Genomic DNA, 16,717 nt, shown 5'->3' with positions numbered 1-16,717 from the left:
CGTGACGACCGATACGAGCCAGCCGCGCGCGACCATTCTCTACGTCGATGACGAGGAGATGGCGTGCAAGTATTTCGCGCGCGCGGCCGGCAGCGAACACGAAGTACTTTCCGCCACCGGCGCGGATGAGGCGATAGCCATCCTGCAGGAGCATCAAGCGAAGATCTCGGTGCTGGTCACCGACTATCGGATGCCGGGCCGCGATGGTGGCGACCTGCTGCGACAGGTGGCGCTGGAGTATCCGCAGATCGTGCGGATACTGGTCACGGCCTATGCCGACAAGGACATGCTGCTCGAGACCGTCAATAGCGGCGAAGTCTTCAAGATTCTCGAGAAGCCGATCACCGTGACCGATGTGCGCGAGGTGCTGCGCCTGGCCGGAGAGCGTTATCGCGAACGCGCGGTGCGTCAGCAAAGGCTGATGGCGATCGACGAGACGCTGGCCTTTCTGGCCCATGAACTGAATACGCCGCTGGCGGCGATTGCCAACTTCGCACGCGGGATCGAGGCGCGCGTGGCTGGCGAGTACAACCAGCAGCGTAATGCCGAGATCGGCCGCGCGGCCGGTGCCATGCATGACAACGCCCAGTACTGCCTTGCAGTGCTGTCGTCGTTCCTGCAGTCCGTGCGCAGCAGCGCGGGCGGTGCCAAGCCGAAGCCGGGTCCGGGCAATGACGTCAGTGCGGGGGCATTGGTGGCATCCCTGCTGGATAGCTATCCGTTTGCCGATAACCAACGTAACTGGGTGCAAGTCGAGTTGCACGACGATTTTCCCGTGCCGACGCTGCCGAACTGCGTGGCGCTGGTGCTGTCGTCGGTGATGAGCAATGCGCTGCGCGCGCTGGCCGATGTGGACAACCCGTCGCTGCGCTTTGTCGTGGTGGCTGGAGATCGGCCGGAAATCCGCATCGCGGACAACGGGCCCGGCATTCCGCCGGAGGTGATGGATCGTCTGCTCGTCGACCCCGTCACCACGCACGCCTCGGCGGGCGGCAGCGGGATGGGCATGATCTTCTGTAACCGCGTCATGCAATCTTTTGGTGGCGGCATCCGGATCGCTTCGGCTTCGGGCGCAGGCACCACCGTAACCCTCGATTTCCCCAATATGAAGAATCGTATGAACAGGAGTGATCGATGAGCGAACCGAATACCACGCAGGCACCCCCGGCAATTCTGTTCGTCGATGACGAGGCCACGGCCGTCAAGTATTTCCAGCGCGCCATTGGCCAGCTTGCCCCGGTGGTGACCGGGGGATCCGTTGAAGAAGGCAAGGCGCTGCTCGACGCCCATGGCGACAGCCTGGCCGTGCTGGTGTCCGACCAACGCATGCCGGGCGAATATGGCAACGAGTTGCTGCGTTACGCGCGCGAGCGCTATCCGCATATCGTACGGATTCTGACCACGGCGTACTCGGAACTCGACCAGACCGTCGAGGCCGTGAACCAGGGCCAGATCCATCGCTACATCAAGAAGCCGTGGGACATTACCGCGCTGCGCATGGAGATGAAGCAGGCGCTGGAGTTGTCTGGTCTGCGCAGGGAGCGTGATCAACTGGTGCGTGAAAAGCTCATGGTGCTGCAGAAGCAGACCGTGGCCACGCGCGTTGGCATGGTCCACGCGATCTGCGCCAGCCTGATCGGCCCGGGGCGATTCCAGCCGGTGGAGACCTATCTGGCTGGCACGTCGCTGGCGGGTGCGCGCAATGCCGAGCCCGACTGGCAGCGTCTGGACTATGCGGATCTGGTCGGCGCGGAAAGCCAGCGCTGCGGCGTGTACGGCCATGCGGTTGGCACGAAGCTGGCAGAGTTCCGCGCGCGACTGGCTGGTCGTGGCGCTGGTGACGCGACGGCGGTGCTGGCGGAAGTGCTGGGTGCAGCGGTACGCCGCGACGGCGATGTCGTCACGTGGGCCGCGCCGGACGCGCTCGGTGAGTTCGTGGCAAGACCCGTGGCCGATGCTGTATCCGACGAGCACGCGGCATGGCTGGCGGCGCTGCTGTGGCTGGAAGAGGCTGGTGGGGCGCTGCAACTGCAGCGCGAAGGCGACGCGATCACGGCACGCGCGACAACGCGGACTGAGTCGTTCGCCAAGGACCGGCTGGCCGTGTGGATCGAGCAGTTGACGGAAGCCTAAGCGTACGTGAGCGTAGTGGCTCCCTCTCCGCAAACGCGGGGGGAGGGGGCCTGAATCGATGCCGCGCGAGCCGGCGCGGTCATCGAATGTCTTTCTCCAACACGCTGTTTCGCGATGACGCGAAGCAGCTCTGGCAAGGCCCCGCAACGACGCCACAATCGTCTTGAAACGGCTTCCAATGCCTGTCCCCTTCGCCGGGCGGTCCTGCGCGGACCATGCCGGCGGGCGGAGAAGACTCAGGAGTTGGCAGGTGCCTCGGGCAGTGTGAGAACGCCGAGCGCCTGCAGTTCTTGCAGTTGCGCGTCACTCATATCCAGAAGACTCTGCAATACCGCGCGCGTGCCCTCGCCAAGCGTCGGCGGTGCATTGCGAATCGGCGGGCGCTTTCCGTCCAGACGGTACGGCGGCGCAAATACATGCGTCGTGCCTGCCACCGGATGCGGCATCTCACGCATCAGCCCACCCCTGCGAGTCCGTTCGCTGGTCAGTGCCTCGTGCAGCCCGGCCACCCTGCCGCACGGGATACCGCAAGCGGTCATGCGTTCCAGCAGAAGGTCGCGGGGAAACGCATGGATCAGACCCGTGATCAGCGGTGTCAGGGTGACGCGGTTCTTCGCGCGCTCGACGTTCGTGGCGTAGCGTGGATCCTCGACGATATCGGGGCGCTCGATGACCTGGCGGCAGAACTTGTCGAACTGGTTGTTGTTTCCCACCGCGATGATCAGTGGACCATCGGCAGCCTCGAACATGCCGTAGGGCACGATGGACGGATGGGCGTTCCCGTAGCGTGCCGGGTCGCGCCCCAGCAGCATGGCATCCAGGCCGTAGTAGCCCGTCACCATCACGCCGCAGTCGTACAGCGCCATCTCGATCAGTTGGCCCAGGCCCTTTCGCTCGCGGCGGAAGAGGGCGGCCAGTACGGCTTGTGCCGCATACATGCCGGTCATGAGGTCGACGACCGCAACGCCGAATTTCAACGGCGGCTGATCGGCCTCGCCATTGAGCGCCATGAGGCCGGCCTCGCCCTGGATGACGAGGTCGTAGCCGGGGCGTTTCGCTTCCGGGCCGCTGGTGTCGTATCCAGAAATGGCGCAGTAGATGAGGTCAGGCTTGATGGCCTTGAGCTGCTCGTAGCCCAGGCCCAGCTTCTCGGCGCCGCCCGTCTTGAAGTTGTGGATGACGACGTCGAACTTCGGCAGCAGTTCGTAGACGATCTGCACGCCTTCCTTGCTCTGCAGATCCAGCGTGATGGACCGCTTGTTGCGGTTCATGCTGTTGTAGTAAGTCGTCTCCGTCTTGCCAATGCGCATCCCCCAATCACGGGTGTCATCGCCACGGCCGGGATGTTCCACCTTGACCACCTCGGCACCGAAGTCGGCCAGGACTTGCCCGCACAGCGGGCCAGCGAAGACGCGGGACAGGTCAAGCACGCGCACGCCGTCGAGAGGCAGTTCGGTGTCCTTGGATGGTTCAATGGTCTGCTGCATGGCTTGTCTCCTGCCTCCGCCATTCACGTATGCCGTGACGTGGCGATCATCTGCTTGTGGTTAATCGGACATTCTTGCCCGCATAAATAATTAGAACAATCACAATGGTGATTGACGCAATGTCCAATTTGGCTTGACGGTCATTCAGCCAAGGGTGGGTTTGCGGGCGAGTTCGTTCCCTCGCACAGCGCTTTTTGCCACGGGTGCTGACGGGTATGGCAGTCCCGGACTCCTCGCCAAACGAAAAAGGCACCCGAAGGTGCCTTTTTCGTTCAACCCGAGCGCCGCGTCAAGCTTGCGCGCCGAAGTTCGGGTCGTTGCGGTCGGTTACGTCGCCGCCTTTCTTGTCGCCCTTGACGAGGTCTTCGCGCTTCACGCCGAGCCACATCGCCAGCGCCGCGGCCACGAACACCGACGAGTAGATACCGAACAGAATACCCACAGTCAGGGCCAGGGCGAAGTAGTGCAGCGTCGGGCCGCCGAAGAAGAACATCGACAGCACCATCATTTCGGTCGAGCCGTGGGTGATGATGGTCCGCGACATCGTGCTGGTGATCGCGTGGTCGATGACTTCATGCGTAGTCATCTTGCGGTACTTGCGGAAGGCTTCGCGGATCCGGTCGAAAATCACCACCGACTCGTTCACGGAGTAGCCGAGCACCGCCAGGATCGCCGCCAGCACCGAGAGCGAGAACTCCCACTGGAAGAAGGCGAAGAAGCCCAGGATGATCACCACATCGTGCAGGTTGGCGATGATACCGGCGACCGCGAACTTCCATTCGAAGCGGAACGACAGGTAGATCACGATACCGGCCACCACGCACAGCAGGGCCAGCAGGCCGTCCGTGGCCAGTTCCTTGCCCACCTGCGGGCCGACGAACTCCACGCGTTGCAGCTTGACGTCAGGCGAGGCCGCCGTCAGCGCGCCCATGACCTGCTCGCTCTGCTGCGCGGAGGTCACCTGCTTGCCGTCCGGGCCCTTCTGCAGCGGCAGGCGGATCATCACGTCGCGCGAGGTGCCGAAATTCTGCACCTGCACATCGGAGTAGCCGAGCTTGCTGACCTGGCCACGGACCTTCTCGAGATCGACGGCCTGCTGGTAGTTGACCTCCATCACCGTGCCGCCGGTGAATTCGATCGACAGGTGCAGGCCCTTGTGCCAGAGGAAGAAAACAGCGGCGGCAAACGTCAGGAAGGACACCACGTTGAAGATCAACGCGTGCTTCATGAACGGAATGTCGCGCTTGATGCGGAAAAATTCCATGATGGGTTCCTGATGTGTCCTGGCTTACTTGGCGACCGGGGTGTCGGTGGTGTCCGGCTTCCAGATCTGACCGATGGCCAAGCCCTGGAGCTTCTTCTTGCGGCCGTACCAAAGGTTGACCAGGCCGCGGTTGAAGAACACCGCCGAGAACATCGAGGTCAGAATGCCCAGGCAGTGCACCACGGCAAAGCCGCGCACCGGGCCCGAGCCAAAGGCCAGCAGCGCCAGGCCAGCGATCAGCGTGGTCACGTTCGAGTCGAGAATCGTGGCCCAGGCACGCTCGAAGCCGATGGCGATCGACATCTGCGGCGATGCGCCCGCGCGCAGTTCCTCGCGGATCCGCTCGTTGATCAGCACGTTCGCGTCGATGGCCATGCCGAGCACCAGCGCGATAGCGGCGATGCCAGGCAGCGTCAGCGTGGCCTGCAGCATCGACAGCACCGCCACCAGCAGCAGCAGGTTCACGCCCAGCGCGATCACGGAGAACACGCCGAACAGCATGTAGTACAGCACCATGAAGACGGCGATCGCGGCGAAGCCGTAGGCCACCGAGTCAAAGCCCTTCTGGATGTTGTCCGCGCCCAGCGACGGGCCGATTGTGCGTTCCTCGATGATTTCCATCGGGGCGGCCAGCGAGCCGGCGCGCAGCAGCAGGGCCAGGTCGTTGGCGGCTTCGGTCGAGTAAGAACCGGTGATCTGGAAGCTCGAGCCAAGCTCGGACTGGATCGTCGCCACAGTCAGCACTTCGCCCTTGCCCTTCTCGAACAGGACGATGCCCATCGGCTTGCCAATGTTCTCCCGCGACACGTCACGCAGCATGCGGCCGCCTTGGGCGTCGAGCTTGATGTTGACGGACGGGCGCTGGTTCTGGTCGAAACCGGCCGAGGCGCTTTCGATACGGTCGCCGGTGAAGATCACCTGCTTGCGCAGCAGCACCGGGGCGCTGTTGCCTTGCGTGAACAGCTCGTCGCCGAACGGCACGGGGTCACCCGGGCGCGGGTTGCGCACATCCGGATCGGCCAGGCGCGCCTCGAGCGTGGCGGTACGGCCGATGATGTCCTTGGCCTTGGCGGTGTCCTGCACGCCCGGCAGCTGCACCACAATGCGGTCGGAGCCTTGCTGCTGGATCACCGGCTCTGCCACGCCAAGTTCGTTCACACGATTGTGCAGGGTGGTGATGTTCTGCTTGACGGCGCCGTCCTGCACGGTCTTGCGGGCGGCTTCCGTGAACGTGCCGACGATGTTCGTGCCGTCCATCGTGAAGGCCAGCTCGCGCAGGTTGTCGGCCAGGATGCCGCGCGCGCGTTCCGCGTCGTCGCCATTGCTGAAGCGCACGGTCAGACGCTCGCCGTCACGGTCAATGCCGCCGTGGCGGATGTTCTTGTCGCGCAGCAGCGTGCGCGCATCGCCGGCCAGGCTGTCGAGCTTCTTGTCGACGGCGCCCTTCATGTCCACCTGTAGCAGGAAGTGCACGCCACCGCGCAGATCCAGACCCAGGTACATGGGCAGCGCGTGCAGCGCGGTCAGCCAGCGCGGCGAACCGGACAGCAGGTTCAGCGCCACGACATAGGTCGCATCGTTCGCGTCGGGGTTCAGCGAGCGCGACAGCACGTCCTTGGCCTTGAGCTGCTCGTCAGTGGTGCGGAAGCGCGCCTTGACCGAGCCGGACTGGCCGGACACGTCGAAGAACACCCCGTCAGGCTGCAGCTGGTTCTGCGCCAGGATCTCCTCGACATGCTTCTGCATGGACAGGTCGACCTTGACCGTGGCCTTGGCCGACGATACCTGGACGGCGGGCGCCTCGCCGAAGAAGTTCGGCATGGTGTAGGTGATGCCGATGGCCAGAGCCACCAGAATCACGATGTATTTCCAAATCGGATAACGATTCATCGTTGGCCAGTCATTGCGGTTGGCGTGGTCGATAATCGCGCGCATCGCGCGCCGGATCGGCCGGACCGGTTGGCAAACAGCCGCCTGGCAACCCGTAGGAGGGTCCGGACGGGACCCCTGTGCGGATTCAGGCGGCTGCGCAGGGCATGGTCGGAGGCGTCGTGCGCCACGTCCATGCCTGATTCAGGCGGAAAACGTGCCGGATCAGAGCGACTTCAGCGAGCCCTTCGGCAGCACAGTGGTCACCGCATTCTTCTGCACGGTGATTTCCGTACCTTCGGCCACTTCCAGGGTCACGTAGTTCTCGTTGACCTTGGTGACGCGGCCCAGGATGCCGCCCGCCGTCACGACTTCGTCGTTCTTGGCCAGCGCTTCCATCATTGCCTTGGTTTCCTTCTGGCGCTTCATCTGCGGGCGGATCATGATGAACCACAGCACCGCGAACATCAGGATGATCGGCAGAAAGCTCATCAGGCCACCGGCGCCGCCGCCGATACCAGCAGTCTGGGCAAAAGCGTTAGAGATAAACACGTTACTTCTCCGTCACAAAGTTCAATCAGGGAATCGGGCATTCTATCACCCGGTCATTGTCCCGCCTTGGCATTCTAGGGCGAATTGCGGGTTTGTTCGGGGTGCGTTCCGCGTACTTTGCGGAGGATGCGGAAAGCCACCCCGAAGCGGCCGATTTCAGGCCAGCTATTCGACCTTGGCCGCGCCGAAAGTTCTCAGCCGGCCCGGTCCGAGAGACACTCAGCGTGTGCCGCGCGCGCGATTTTCGGCGAACTGGCGGCGGAATGCCTCGAAGCGGTGCTCTTCGATGGCCGTGCGCATCTCGCGCATCAGTTCCAGGTAGTAATAGAGGTTGTGGATCGTGTTCAGGCGCGCGCCAAGGATTTCGCCCACGCGGTGCAGGTGGTGCAGGTAGGCCCGGGAGAAGTTACGGCAGGTGTAGCAGCCGCACTGTTCGTCCAGCGGGCGCGGGTCGTTGCGGTGCGCCGCGTTGCGGATCTTCACGTCACCAAAGCGCGTGAACAGCCAGCCGTTGCGGGCGTTGCGGGTCGGCATCACGCAGTCGAACATGTCGACGCCGTGCGCCACGCCGGCCACCAGGTCCTCGGGCGTGCCAACGCCCATCAGATAGTGCGGCTTGTGCGCCGGCAAGCGGGGACCAACGTGCTCCAGCACCCGCATCATGTCTTCCTTCGGCTCACCAACCGACAGGCCGCCGATCGCGTAACCATGGAAGTCCAGTTCCGACAGGCCCGCCAGTGATTCGTCGCGCAGGTCCTCGAACATGCCGCCCTGCACGATGCCGAACAGCGCGTTGGGATTGGCCAGATGGTCGAACTCGTCGCGCGAACGCTTGGCCCAGCGCAGGCTCATCCGCATGGAGCGGGCGGCCTCGTCGTGCGTGGCGGGACGGCCGTCGATCTCGTACGGCGTGCACTCGTCGAATTGCATCACGATGTCTGAGTTCAGCGTGCGCTGGATCTGCATCGAGATCTCGGGCGACAGGAACAGCTTGTCGCCATTGACCGGCGATGCGAACGTGACACCTTCCTCGGTGATCTTGCGCAGTTCTCCCAGCGAAAACACCTGAAAACCGCCCGAATCGGTCAGGATCGGCTTGTCCCAGCCGATGAACTTGTGCAGGCCGGCGTGGGTGTCAACGACGTCGAGCCCCGGGCGCAGCCACAGGTGGAACGTATTGCCGAGGATGATTTGCGCGCCGATCTCGTTGAGTTCGAGCGGCGACATTGCCTTGACCGACCCGTAGGTGCCTACGGGCATGAAGATCGGCGTTTCCACAACGCCGTGGTTCAGCGTGACGCGGCCACGGCGGGCGTTGCCATCAGTGGTCAGCAGTTCGAAATTGAGCATGGTGTGTTCTCGGGGGCGGTCAGGCGCGGCGGTCGCGGCGGGTGAGCAGCATGGCGTCGCCGTAGCTGAAGAAGCGGTAGCGCGCGTCCACGGCATGACGGTAGGCGTCGCGAATCGCCTCCACGCCGGCCAGCGCGGAGACCAGCATCAGCAGCGTGGACTTGGGCAGATGGAAGTTGGTGATCAGCGCGTCGACGATGCGGAAGGCGTAGCCGGGCGTGATGAAGATGTCAGTATCGCCGCTGCCCGCCTCCAGCGTGCCATCTTCGGCGGCGGCCGATTCCAGCGCGCGCAGCGACGTGGTGCCGACGGCGATCACGCGTCCGCCACGCGCGCGGGTCTCGCGCACGGCATCCGCCAGTTCGGGCGAGATGGCATACCACTCCGAATGCATCTTGTGCTCGGACAGGTTTTCGGTACGCACGGGCTGGAACGTGCCCGCGCCAACGTGCAGCGTCAGGAAGGCGCGGCGGATGCCGGCGGCGTCCAGCCGGGCGAACAGGGCGTCGTCGAAGTGCAATCCGGCCGTGGGCGCGGCCACCGCGCCGGGGTTGCGCGCGTAGACGGTCTGGTAGCGCGTTTCGTCGTAGGCGTCGGGGTCGTGGGTGATGTACGGCGGCAGCGGCAGGCGGCCGTAACGTTCGATCAGGTCGAGCGCGGGCTCGGGAAAGCGCAGTGTGAAGAACTGGTCGACGCGGGGGCCCACGGTCACTGCGAAGGCGTCATCCGCCAGGTGCAGCAGGCTGCCCTCGACAGGCGTCTTCGACGCGCGCACCTGGGCCAGCACCGTGTGGGTATCGACCACCCGTTCCACCAGCACTTCGATCCGGCCGCCGCTCGGCTTGTGGCCGAAAAAACGGGCCTTGATCACGCGCGTGTCGTTGAACACGAGCAGGTCGTCCGGATTCAGATATTCAAGGATGTCGCTGAAGGCGCGGTCGACCAGCCGCACCGCCTCGGACGTGTCCTCGGGGGCGGTCCGCTCCACCACCAGCAGACGGCTGGCGCTGCGGTCAGGCAGGGCGGACTGCGCGATCAGTTCGGGCGGCAGCGGAAAATCGAAATCGGACAGGGTCAACATGGCTGGATACAACGGCCAAAACCGTGCACGGCGGCAAGCTTTGTGGGCGTGCTACCGCGGTGATCGGTACGGCATGGGTAAAATCGGCGAATCCGACATTGTAAGGCTTGGGCGCCAGGCTTCGCCTGCTTGCCCATGTTGCCGCCCATATTCCCGCGCTGATGCCAGGCTCCGCCACCGAACCGATCGACGAACCCGCCTCCGCCGCCAGGAAATCCGCCAAGGCTGCCGATGCCAAGCCGTCCACGGCCGCAGCGCGGCTGGCCAAGCTCGGCCTGCGACGCAGTGTCGACCTCGTGCTGCACCTGCCGCTCCGCTACGAGGACGAAACCACGCTCGAGCCGATCCGCGACGCGATCCACCGTGCGGGTATTGGCCTGCCGGCGCAGATCGAAGGCGAAGTGATCTCGAACGAGGTGACGTTCCGCCCGCGCCGCCAGCTTGTGGTCAAGGTGGCCGATGAAACCGGCGAACTGACGCTGCGTTTCCTCAATTTCTACGGCGGCCAGACCAAGCAGATGGCCGAAGGCACGCGTCTGCGCGTGCGCGGCGAGATTCGCGGCGGCTTCTTTGGCGCCGAGATGGTCCATCCAACCGTGCGGGCGGTGACGCCGGGCGAGCCGTTGCCGGACCGCCTGACGCCGGTCTATCCGGCCACCGCCGGGATTTCTCAGGCTTACCTGCGCAAGGCCATCGGCGGGGCGATGCAGCGCACGCCGATGCCGGAAACCCTGCCCCAGGCGGTGCTGCGCGGGCCGCTGGCGCAGTTGAAGCTGCCGCCGCTGATCGATTGCCTGCGCCTGCTGCACAACCCGCCACAGCAGGAAAGCGAGGCCGCGCTGGCCGATCGCTCGCATCCGGCGTGGGTGCGGATCAAGTTCGATGAACTGCTCGCGCAGCAGATTTCGCTGCGCCGCTCGCAGGCCGCGCGCAAGGAGAAGAACGCGCCGTCGATGCCGCGCCGTGCGGGTGGCTTGCTGACCAGCTTCCTTGGCGCGCTGCCGTTCCGCCTGACGGGCGCGCAGCAGCGGGTGGTCGAGGAAATCGCCGCCGACATGGCCCGTCCGCACCCCATGCATCGTCTGCTACAGGGCGACGTGGGCAGCGGCAAGACGATCGTCGCCGCGCTGGCCGCGTGCCAGGCGATCGACGCCGGCTATCAGGCCGCGTTGATGGCGCCGACCGAAATCCTGGCCGAGCAGCATTTCCGCAAGTTGTCCGCATGGCTCGAACCGCTTGGCGTGCCTGTGGTCTGGTTGGCGGGCAGTCTGAAGGCGAAGGAGAAGCGCGAGGCCGTGGCGCGCGCCGAATCAGGCGAGGCGAAGCTCGTGATCGGCACCCATGCGCTGATCCAGGACACCGTTCGGTTCGCCCGGCTCGGTCTGGCCGTGGTCGACGAGCAGCATCGCTTCGGCGTTGCCCAGCGGCTGGCGCTGCGTGGCAAGGCCGGGGAAGCGGACCAGCCGGGCGAGCCGGCGCGACCGGCGGAGGAAAAAGTGGTGCCGCACCAGCTCATGATGTCGGCCACGCCGATCCCGCGCACGCTGGCGATGACCTACTACGCCGACCTCGATGTGTCGGTGATCGACGAATTGCCGCCCGGCCGCACGCCAATCGTCACGCGGCTGGTCAATGACGCGCGCCGCGACGAGGTGATCGAGCGCGTGCACCATGCGGCCGCCGAAGGGCGCCAGGTCTACTGGGTGTGTCCGCTGATCGAGGAAAGCGAGGCGCTGCAGCTCCAGACGGCAGTCGAGACGTACGAAACGCTGGTTGCGGCGCTGCCCGATCTGCGTGTCGGGCTGGTTCACGGGCGGCTGCCACCGGCCGAGAAGGCCGCCGTGATGGACGATTTCACCGCCAACCGGCTGCAGGTGCTGGTGGCCACCACCGTGATCGAAGTGGGCGTCGACGTTCCCAATGCATCGCTGATGGTGATCGAACACGCCGAACGTTTCGGGCTGGCGCAACTCCACCAGTTAAGGGGGCGCGTGGGGCGGGGAAGCGCCGAGTCGGTCTGCCTGCTGATGTACCAGGCGCCGCTGTCGCCCACAGCGCGCGAGCGGCTGGCGACGATGCGCGAAACCACCGACGGCTTCGAGATCGCACGGCGCGACCTGCAGATTCGCGGCCCCGGTGAATTCCTGGGTGCCCGGCAGTCGGGCGAGGCGATGCTGCGATTCGCCGACCTCGAAACCGATGCCTGGCTCGTCGATTACGCCCAGGAGGCCGCCGAGCTGATGTTGGAACGGTACCCGGAAGCGGTGGAGGCGCATCTGTCGCGCTGGCTGGGTGGCCGGGAGCACTTCCTGAAGGCCTGATGTCGTGCCTTCGCCATATTGGAGAGGTCTGAAAGTGGCGAATCAGCTTCTTTTGCCTGTCGATCTGACAAGGACGGGAATCGAAGCTAAAATCTATCGCCTAACCGGAATTGATTGATCATGACGCTCACCGAACTCAAGTACATCGTCGCCGTGGCGCGCGAGCGCCATTTCGGCCGGGCTGCCGAGGCCTGCTTCGTGTCGCAGCCGACCCTGTCGGTCGCCATCAAGAAGCTGGAGGACGAGCTGACCGTGCAGATCTTCGAGCGGGGCACCTCCGAGGTGTCGGTGACGGCCATCGGCGAGCAGATCGTCGCGCAGGCGCAGCGTGTGCTTGAGCAGACCATGGCGATTCGTGAGATCGCCAAGCAGGGCAAGGACCCGCTGGCCGGGCCGCTGCGATTGGGCGTGATCTACACGATCGGGCCGTACCTGCTGCCGGCACTGGTCAAGCAGATGATCGAGACCGTGCCGCAGATGCCGCTGATGCTGCAGGAGAACTACACGAACAAGCTGATCGAACTGCTCAAGCAGGGCGAAATCGACTGCGCGATCATGGCCGAGCCGTTCCCGGACTCCGGCCTGACGGTGCGTCCGCTGTATGACGAGCCGTTCGTGGTGGCCGTGCCGCGCGGGCACCAGCTTTCCCAGCAGACCAAGGTGGATCCGGACGAACTGAAGCAGCAGACCATGCTGCTGCTCGGCAGCGGCCATTGTTTCCGCGATCACGTGCTGAGCGTGTGTCCGGAACTGTCGCGCTTCTCGCAGGCGGCCGACGGCATCCAGAAGACGTTCGAAGGTTCGTCGCTCGAGACCATCCGTCATATGGTGGCCAGCGGTGTTGGTATCACCGTGCTGCCGCGCACCTCGGTGCCCGACCTCAAGCCGCACAACGACATGCTGTCCTACGTGCCGTTTGCCGAGCCCGTGCCGGACCGCCGCGTGGTGCTGGCCTGGCGCAAGAGCTTCACGCGGCTTCCCGCCATGGAAGCGCTGGCCAACGCGGTGGCCGCGTGCGAACTGCCCGGCGTGCGCAGGCTCGGCGACACGGAGACGGTCGAGGCCGTCGCGGCCTGAATCCCATCCCGGCCTGACCGCCGGGCCATATCCCTTCTGCAAGCATAGGTATCGTCTATTCGATATATGAAATTTATCGAATAGACGATTCAATAGTCGCCTAATACACTTCTTCCATCGGGTTCCGGGAACCCGTCCAGAAACGCGATGGACTATGGAGTGACATCATGGCAATGCTCAATCTTTTCGTATCAGGCTTTCGCCAACTCCGCGTGCAAGCGCGCGACGCCGGCCGTGGTGAAGCCTCTCGCCTGCGCCGCAAGGTGGTACGCAAGGAAATCGGCATGGCAATCGTCGCGCTCGGCGCGATGGCGATGTTCCTCGATGCCGCAAGGGGGCTTTCTTCCCTTGTGGCGTAGTCCTGGTGCGATAATGGCCACTGTCCGCCGGCGTCACTTTGGGGCGCCGATCCTCGTGGCTTGAACAAAATGGAGCTGAACGACCATGGCAAAGAAGAATGAGATGAGCGTGAACATCGGTATCTCGGACAAGGACCGCAAGAAGATCGCGGAAGGCCTTTGCAAGCTGCTGGCAGATACGTACACCCTCTACCTCAAGACCCACAACTTCCACTGGAACGTGACGGGTCCGATGTTCAACACGCTGCATCTGATGTTCGAGACGCAGTACAACGAGCTGGCGCTGGCCGTGGACGCAATCGCCGAGCGTATCCGCGCATTGGGCTATCCGGCCCCGGGCACCTACAAGGAATACGCCAAGTTGTCCTCGATCGCCGAGGAAGAGGGCGTGCCCGAAGCCACCGAGATGATCCGCAAGCTCGTGGAAGGCCAGGAAGCTGTGGTGCGCACCGCGCGCTCGCTGTTCCCGGCGATCGATGCCGCTGGCGACGAACCGTCGGCGGACCTGCTGACCCAGCGCATGCAGACGCACGAGAAGACTGCGTGGATGCTGCGTTCGCTGCTGGCCTGATCCCCGTCATGCCAGTCACCGGTTGCCACGTCGCTTGCGGCAACCGGGCCAACGCGTCACGGTCCAACTGGCCGCGGCGCGTTTTTGTTTGAGTCTTGCCAGAAGTACGCCGCCATGTCCCATCCCTCCACCGCCCCCGCCCACCCGAGCCGTCTGGCGCTATACGCGCGCCTGGTTCGCATCGACAAGCCGATTGGCACGCTGCTGTTGCTATGGCCCACGCTCTGGGCCATGTGGATGGCCGCCGGCGGGCCGCCGGGATGGACCCTGTTCTGGATCTTCTTCGCTGGCACGTTCCTGATGCGTTCGGCCGGTTGCGCCATGAACGATTGGGCCGACCGCGATTTTGACAAGCACGTGAAACGCACGAAGGAGCGGCCGCTGACCGCCGGGCTGATTGCCAGCTGGGAAGCGCTGGCCGTGGCGGCGGTGCTGGCGCTGATCGCGCTGGCGCTGATTCTGCCGTTGAATGCGCTGACCAAATGGCTGGCCGTGGTGGCCGCCGTCCTGGCGGGAACCTATCCGTTCTTCAAGCGGTTTTTCGCGATCCCGCAAGCGTACCTGGGTATCGCATTCGGCTTCGGCATCCCGATGGCCTTCGCGGCGATCCAGGATCAGGTGCCGTTCGTGGCCTGGCTGATGCTGCTGGCCAATGTGTTCTGGGCGATTGCCTATGACACCGCATACGCGATGGTCGATCGCGATGACGACCTGCTGCTGGGCATGAAGACGTCGGCGATCACGTTTGGCCGGTTCGACGTGGCCGCGATCATGATCTGCTACGCCGTCTTCCTGGGTTTGATGGCCTGGGCAGGATCGCTGCTCGGACTGGGCTGGCCGTACTATGCCGGCCTGGTGGCAGCCGCGGGGATGGCGGGCTATCACTACACGCTGATTCGCGAGCGCGACCGCATGAAGTGTTTCGCGGCCTTCCGGCACAACAACTGGCTGGGTGCCTGCGTGTTCGCCGGGACGTTCGTGGCGTATCTGCTGAAGTAAGAAACCGGGGCCAGGCCCCGGTTTTTTCTTAGTCCTTCCCGAACTCCGCTCCCATCTCGCGGCCCCGCGCGGCGGCGGCCAGCATGGCGCGAACGAAGGCGTCCTGGATGCCGCTGGCGTCCATCGAGGTCAGCGCGGCATAGGTCGTGCCGCCTTTCGAGGTGACACGCTCACGCAGCGTCGATACTGGTTCGGACGACTCCGCTGCCAGCGCGGCGGCCCCGCGGAACGTTTCGACGGCCAGCTTGCGACCCTGCTCGGCGGACAGACCCATCTCGATGGCGGCACGCTCCATCGCCTCGACGAAATAGAACACGTAGGCCGGGCCGCTGCCGGAAATCGCCGTCACGGCGTCGATCTGGTCGTCGCCCTCGACCCACACGCACTGGCCGACGGCCTCGGCCACGGCCTTGGCGATGGCGCGGTCTTCGTCGGACAGACCCGGGGCGGCGGCCAGTCCGGTCATCCCCATGCCGGCCAGCGCGGGCGTATTGGGCATCGCGCGGACAAGGCGGTTGGTGCCCAGCCAGCGCTGCATGTCCTGAAGCCGGATGCCAGCCGCCACGCTGATGATCAGGCTGTTCTTCAACTGTGGAGCCAGGGCGCCCACGGCGTCCTTGAACTGCTGCGGCTTGACCGCCAGCACGATCACGTTGCTGGCGCCAAACGCGGCGTCCGGTGCAGCCAGTGTCTGTACGCCAAGCGTCGTGGCCAGGCGTTGGCGGGCGTCTTCGAACGGATCGACCACGCGAATCGCGTTGGCTGGCACGCCACGGGCTACCAGGCCACCGATCAGGGCCGAGGCCATATTGCCGCCGCCGAGGAAGCCGAAAGTAAGGGAGTCGAGCATCATGGTTCCTGTCTGCCGGCACGACGCATGTCGGCTGGCGTTGATGAATCTGTTGAGCGGGGAGGGTGTGAAGCGACGGGTGCCGTCAGCCTCGCGCGCCGAATATCGCGGTGCCGATCCGCACCATCGTGGCGCCCTCGGCGATGGCAGCGGGCATGTCGGCGGACATCCCCATCGAGAGCGTATCCACATCCAGTCCGGACTGTCGCAGTTCCTCGAGCAACCGGCGCAGCGCGGCAAATGGCACGCGCTGAGCGGCCAGGTCCGCTGCCGGCGCGGGAATCGCCATCAGGCCGCGCAATCGCAGGTTCGGCAATGCGGCCACGGCGCGCGCCAGCGCCAGCACTTCCTCGGGAAGCACGCCACTCTTGGTGTCTTCGTTGCTGATATTGACCTGAATGCAGACCTGCAGGGGCGCCAGATCCGCCGGCCGCTGCGCTGACAGCCGCTCCGCGATCTTCAGGCGGTCGATGGCATGGACCCAGTCGAACTGCTCGGCCACGGGGCGGGTCTTGTTGCTTTGCAGCGGGCCGATGAAGTGCCACGCGATGCGGCTGCGCAGATCGCCCAGCGCGGCGATCTTGTCCAGACCTTCCTGCACGTAGTTCTCGCCAAACGCTGGCTGTCCGGCCTCGAAGGCCTCGCGCACGCGATCGGGTGAGACGGTCTTGGAGACGGCCAGCAGGGTCACCCCGGAAGGGTCCCGGCTGGCTTGTTGTGCAGCCGCCGCGATGTCATTCTTCACGGCTTGCAAGTTGGCGGCGATTACAGACATAATCCGGCGAACATACCAAAGAAGTACAA

15 protein-coding genes are annotated in these 16,717 nt (G+C 64.7%); 7 read left to right on the top strand and 8 right to left on the bottom strand.

The features are described from left to right. Position 1 precedes the first annotated feature (1 nt). Positions 2–1,138, top strand: coding sequence for a hybrid sensor histidine kinase/response regulator (locus tag RMET_RS14790; protein ID WP_011517490.1), 1,137 nt, complete (start codon positions 2–4; stop codon positions 1,136–1,138). Continuing rightward, a complete protein-coding gene (locus RMET_RS14785; RefSeq protein ID WP_011517489.1) occupies positions 1,135–2,133 on the top strand; it encodes a response regulator in 999 nt (332 codons plus the stop codon). Before RMET_RS14790 ends, RMET_RS14785 begins: the two co-directional genes overlap by 4 nt. Before the next feature lie 236 nt (positions 2,134–2,369). Here the strand turns inward: RMET_RS14785 and RMET_RS14780 are convergent, their stop codons facing one another. The 6 genes from RMET_RS14780 to queA form a co-directional block, all read right to left on the bottom strand. Then, complete coding sequence (locus tag RMET_RS14780) at positions 2,370–3,620, bottom strand: CaiB/BaiF CoA transferase family protein (RefSeq protein WP_011517488.1); 1,251 nt, start codon at positions 3,618–3,620, stop codon at positions 2,370–2,372. Between the two features lie 289 nt (positions 3,621–3,909). Next, positions 3,910–4,884, bottom strand: a complete 975-nt coding sequence (gene secF / locus RMET_RS14775; protein ID WP_011517487.1) for a protein translocase subunit SecF — start codon at positions 4,882–4,884, stop codon at positions 3,910–3,912. Between the two features lie 24 nt (positions 4,885–4,908). Continuing rightward, the gene (gene secD, locus RMET_RS14770) at positions 4,909–6,774 is read right to left on the bottom strand and encodes a protein translocase subunit SecD (RefSeq protein WP_029310041.1); all 1,866 of its coding nucleotides are present in this window, start codon (positions 6,772–6,774) and stop codon (positions 4,909–4,911) included. Positions 6,775–6,978: 204 nt separating this feature from the next. Continuing rightward, on the bottom strand, positions 6,979–7,305 hold the full coding sequence (gene yajC, locus RMET_RS14765) for a preprotein translocase subunit YajC (protein ID WP_011517484.1): 327 nt from the start codon (positions 7,303–7,305) through the stop codon (positions 6,979–6,981). A gap of 219 nt (positions 7,306–7,524) precedes the next feature. Beyond that, on the bottom strand, positions 7,525–8,655 hold the full coding sequence (tgt, locus tag RMET_RS14760; protein ID WP_008641921.1) for a tRNA guanosine(34) transglycosylase Tgt: 1,131 nt from the start codon (positions 8,653–8,655) through the stop codon (positions 7,525–7,527). 19 nt (positions 8,656–8,674) lie between these two features. Continuing rightward, complete coding sequence (gene queA, locus RMET_RS14755) at positions 8,675–9,736, bottom strand: tRNA preQ1(34) S-adenosylmethionine ribosyltransferase-isomerase QueA (RefSeq protein ID WP_011517483.1); 1,062 nt, start codon at positions 9,734–9,736, stop codon at positions 8,675–8,677. A gap of 161 nt (positions 9,737–9,897) precedes the next feature. Here queA and recG point away from each other — a divergent pair, with 161 nt between their 5' ends. The 5 genes from recG (at position 9,898) to ubiA (ending at position 15,063) form a co-directional block, all read left to right on the top strand. Then, positions 9,898–12,057 (top strand): ATP-dependent DNA helicase RecG, encoded by a 2,160-nt coding sequence (gene recG, locus RMET_RS14750; protein WP_029307172.1) that lies wholly within the window; start codon positions 9,898–9,900, stop codon positions 12,055–12,057. A gap of 120 nt (positions 12,058–12,177) precedes the next feature. Further along, entirely contained in the window at positions 12,178–13,134 is a 957-nt protein-coding gene (locus RMET_RS14745) for a LysR substrate-binding domain-containing protein (RefSeq protein WP_011517481.1), read from the top strand. A gap of 167 nt (positions 13,135–13,301) precedes the next feature. After that, the gene (locus RMET_RS14740; protein ID WP_029307173.1) at positions 13,302–13,493 is read left to right on the top strand and encodes a hypothetical protein; all 192 of its coding nucleotides are present in this window, start codon (positions 13,302–13,304) and stop codon (positions 13,491–13,493) included. An 85-nt stretch (positions 13,494–13,578) separates the two neighbouring features. Further along, positions 13,579–14,064 (top strand): Dps family protein, encoded by a 486-nt coding sequence (locus RMET_RS14735; RefSeq protein ID WP_008641932.1) that lies wholly within the window; start codon positions 13,579–13,581, stop codon positions 14,062–14,064. 114 nt (positions 14,065–14,178) lie between these two features. After that, complete coding sequence (ubiA, locus tag RMET_RS14730; RefSeq protein ID WP_011517480.1) at positions 14,179–15,063, top strand: 4-hydroxybenzoate octaprenyltransferase; 885 nt, start codon at positions 14,179–14,181, stop codon at positions 15,061–15,063. A gap of 28 nt (positions 15,064–15,091) precedes the next feature. Here the strand turns inward: ubiA and proC are convergent, their stop codons facing one another. Next, positions 15,092–15,913: a pyrroline-5-carboxylate reductase gene (gene proC, locus RMET_RS14725; RefSeq protein ID WP_011517479.1), complete on the bottom strand. Its 822-nt coding sequence runs from the start codon at positions 15,911–15,913 to the stop codon at positions 15,092–15,094. 85 nt (positions 15,914–15,998) lie between these two features. Then, on the bottom strand, positions 15,999–16,688 hold the full coding sequence (locus RMET_RS14720; protein WP_011517478.1) for a YggS family pyridoxal phosphate-dependent enzyme: 690 nt from the start codon (positions 16,686–16,688) through the stop codon (positions 15,999–16,001). Between the last annotated feature and the right edge of the window lie 29 nt (positions 16,689–16,717).

It is taken from the genome of Cupriavidus metallidurans CH34, assembly GCF_000196015.1.
GTDB classification, from domain to species: domain Bacteria; phylum Pseudomonadota; class Gammaproteobacteria; order Burkholderiales; family Burkholderiaceae; genus Cupriavidus; species Cupriavidus metallidurans.
The sequence above is the reverse complement of the archived record's forward strand: the minus strand, read 5'-3'. Positions and strand labels throughout refer to the sequence as shown.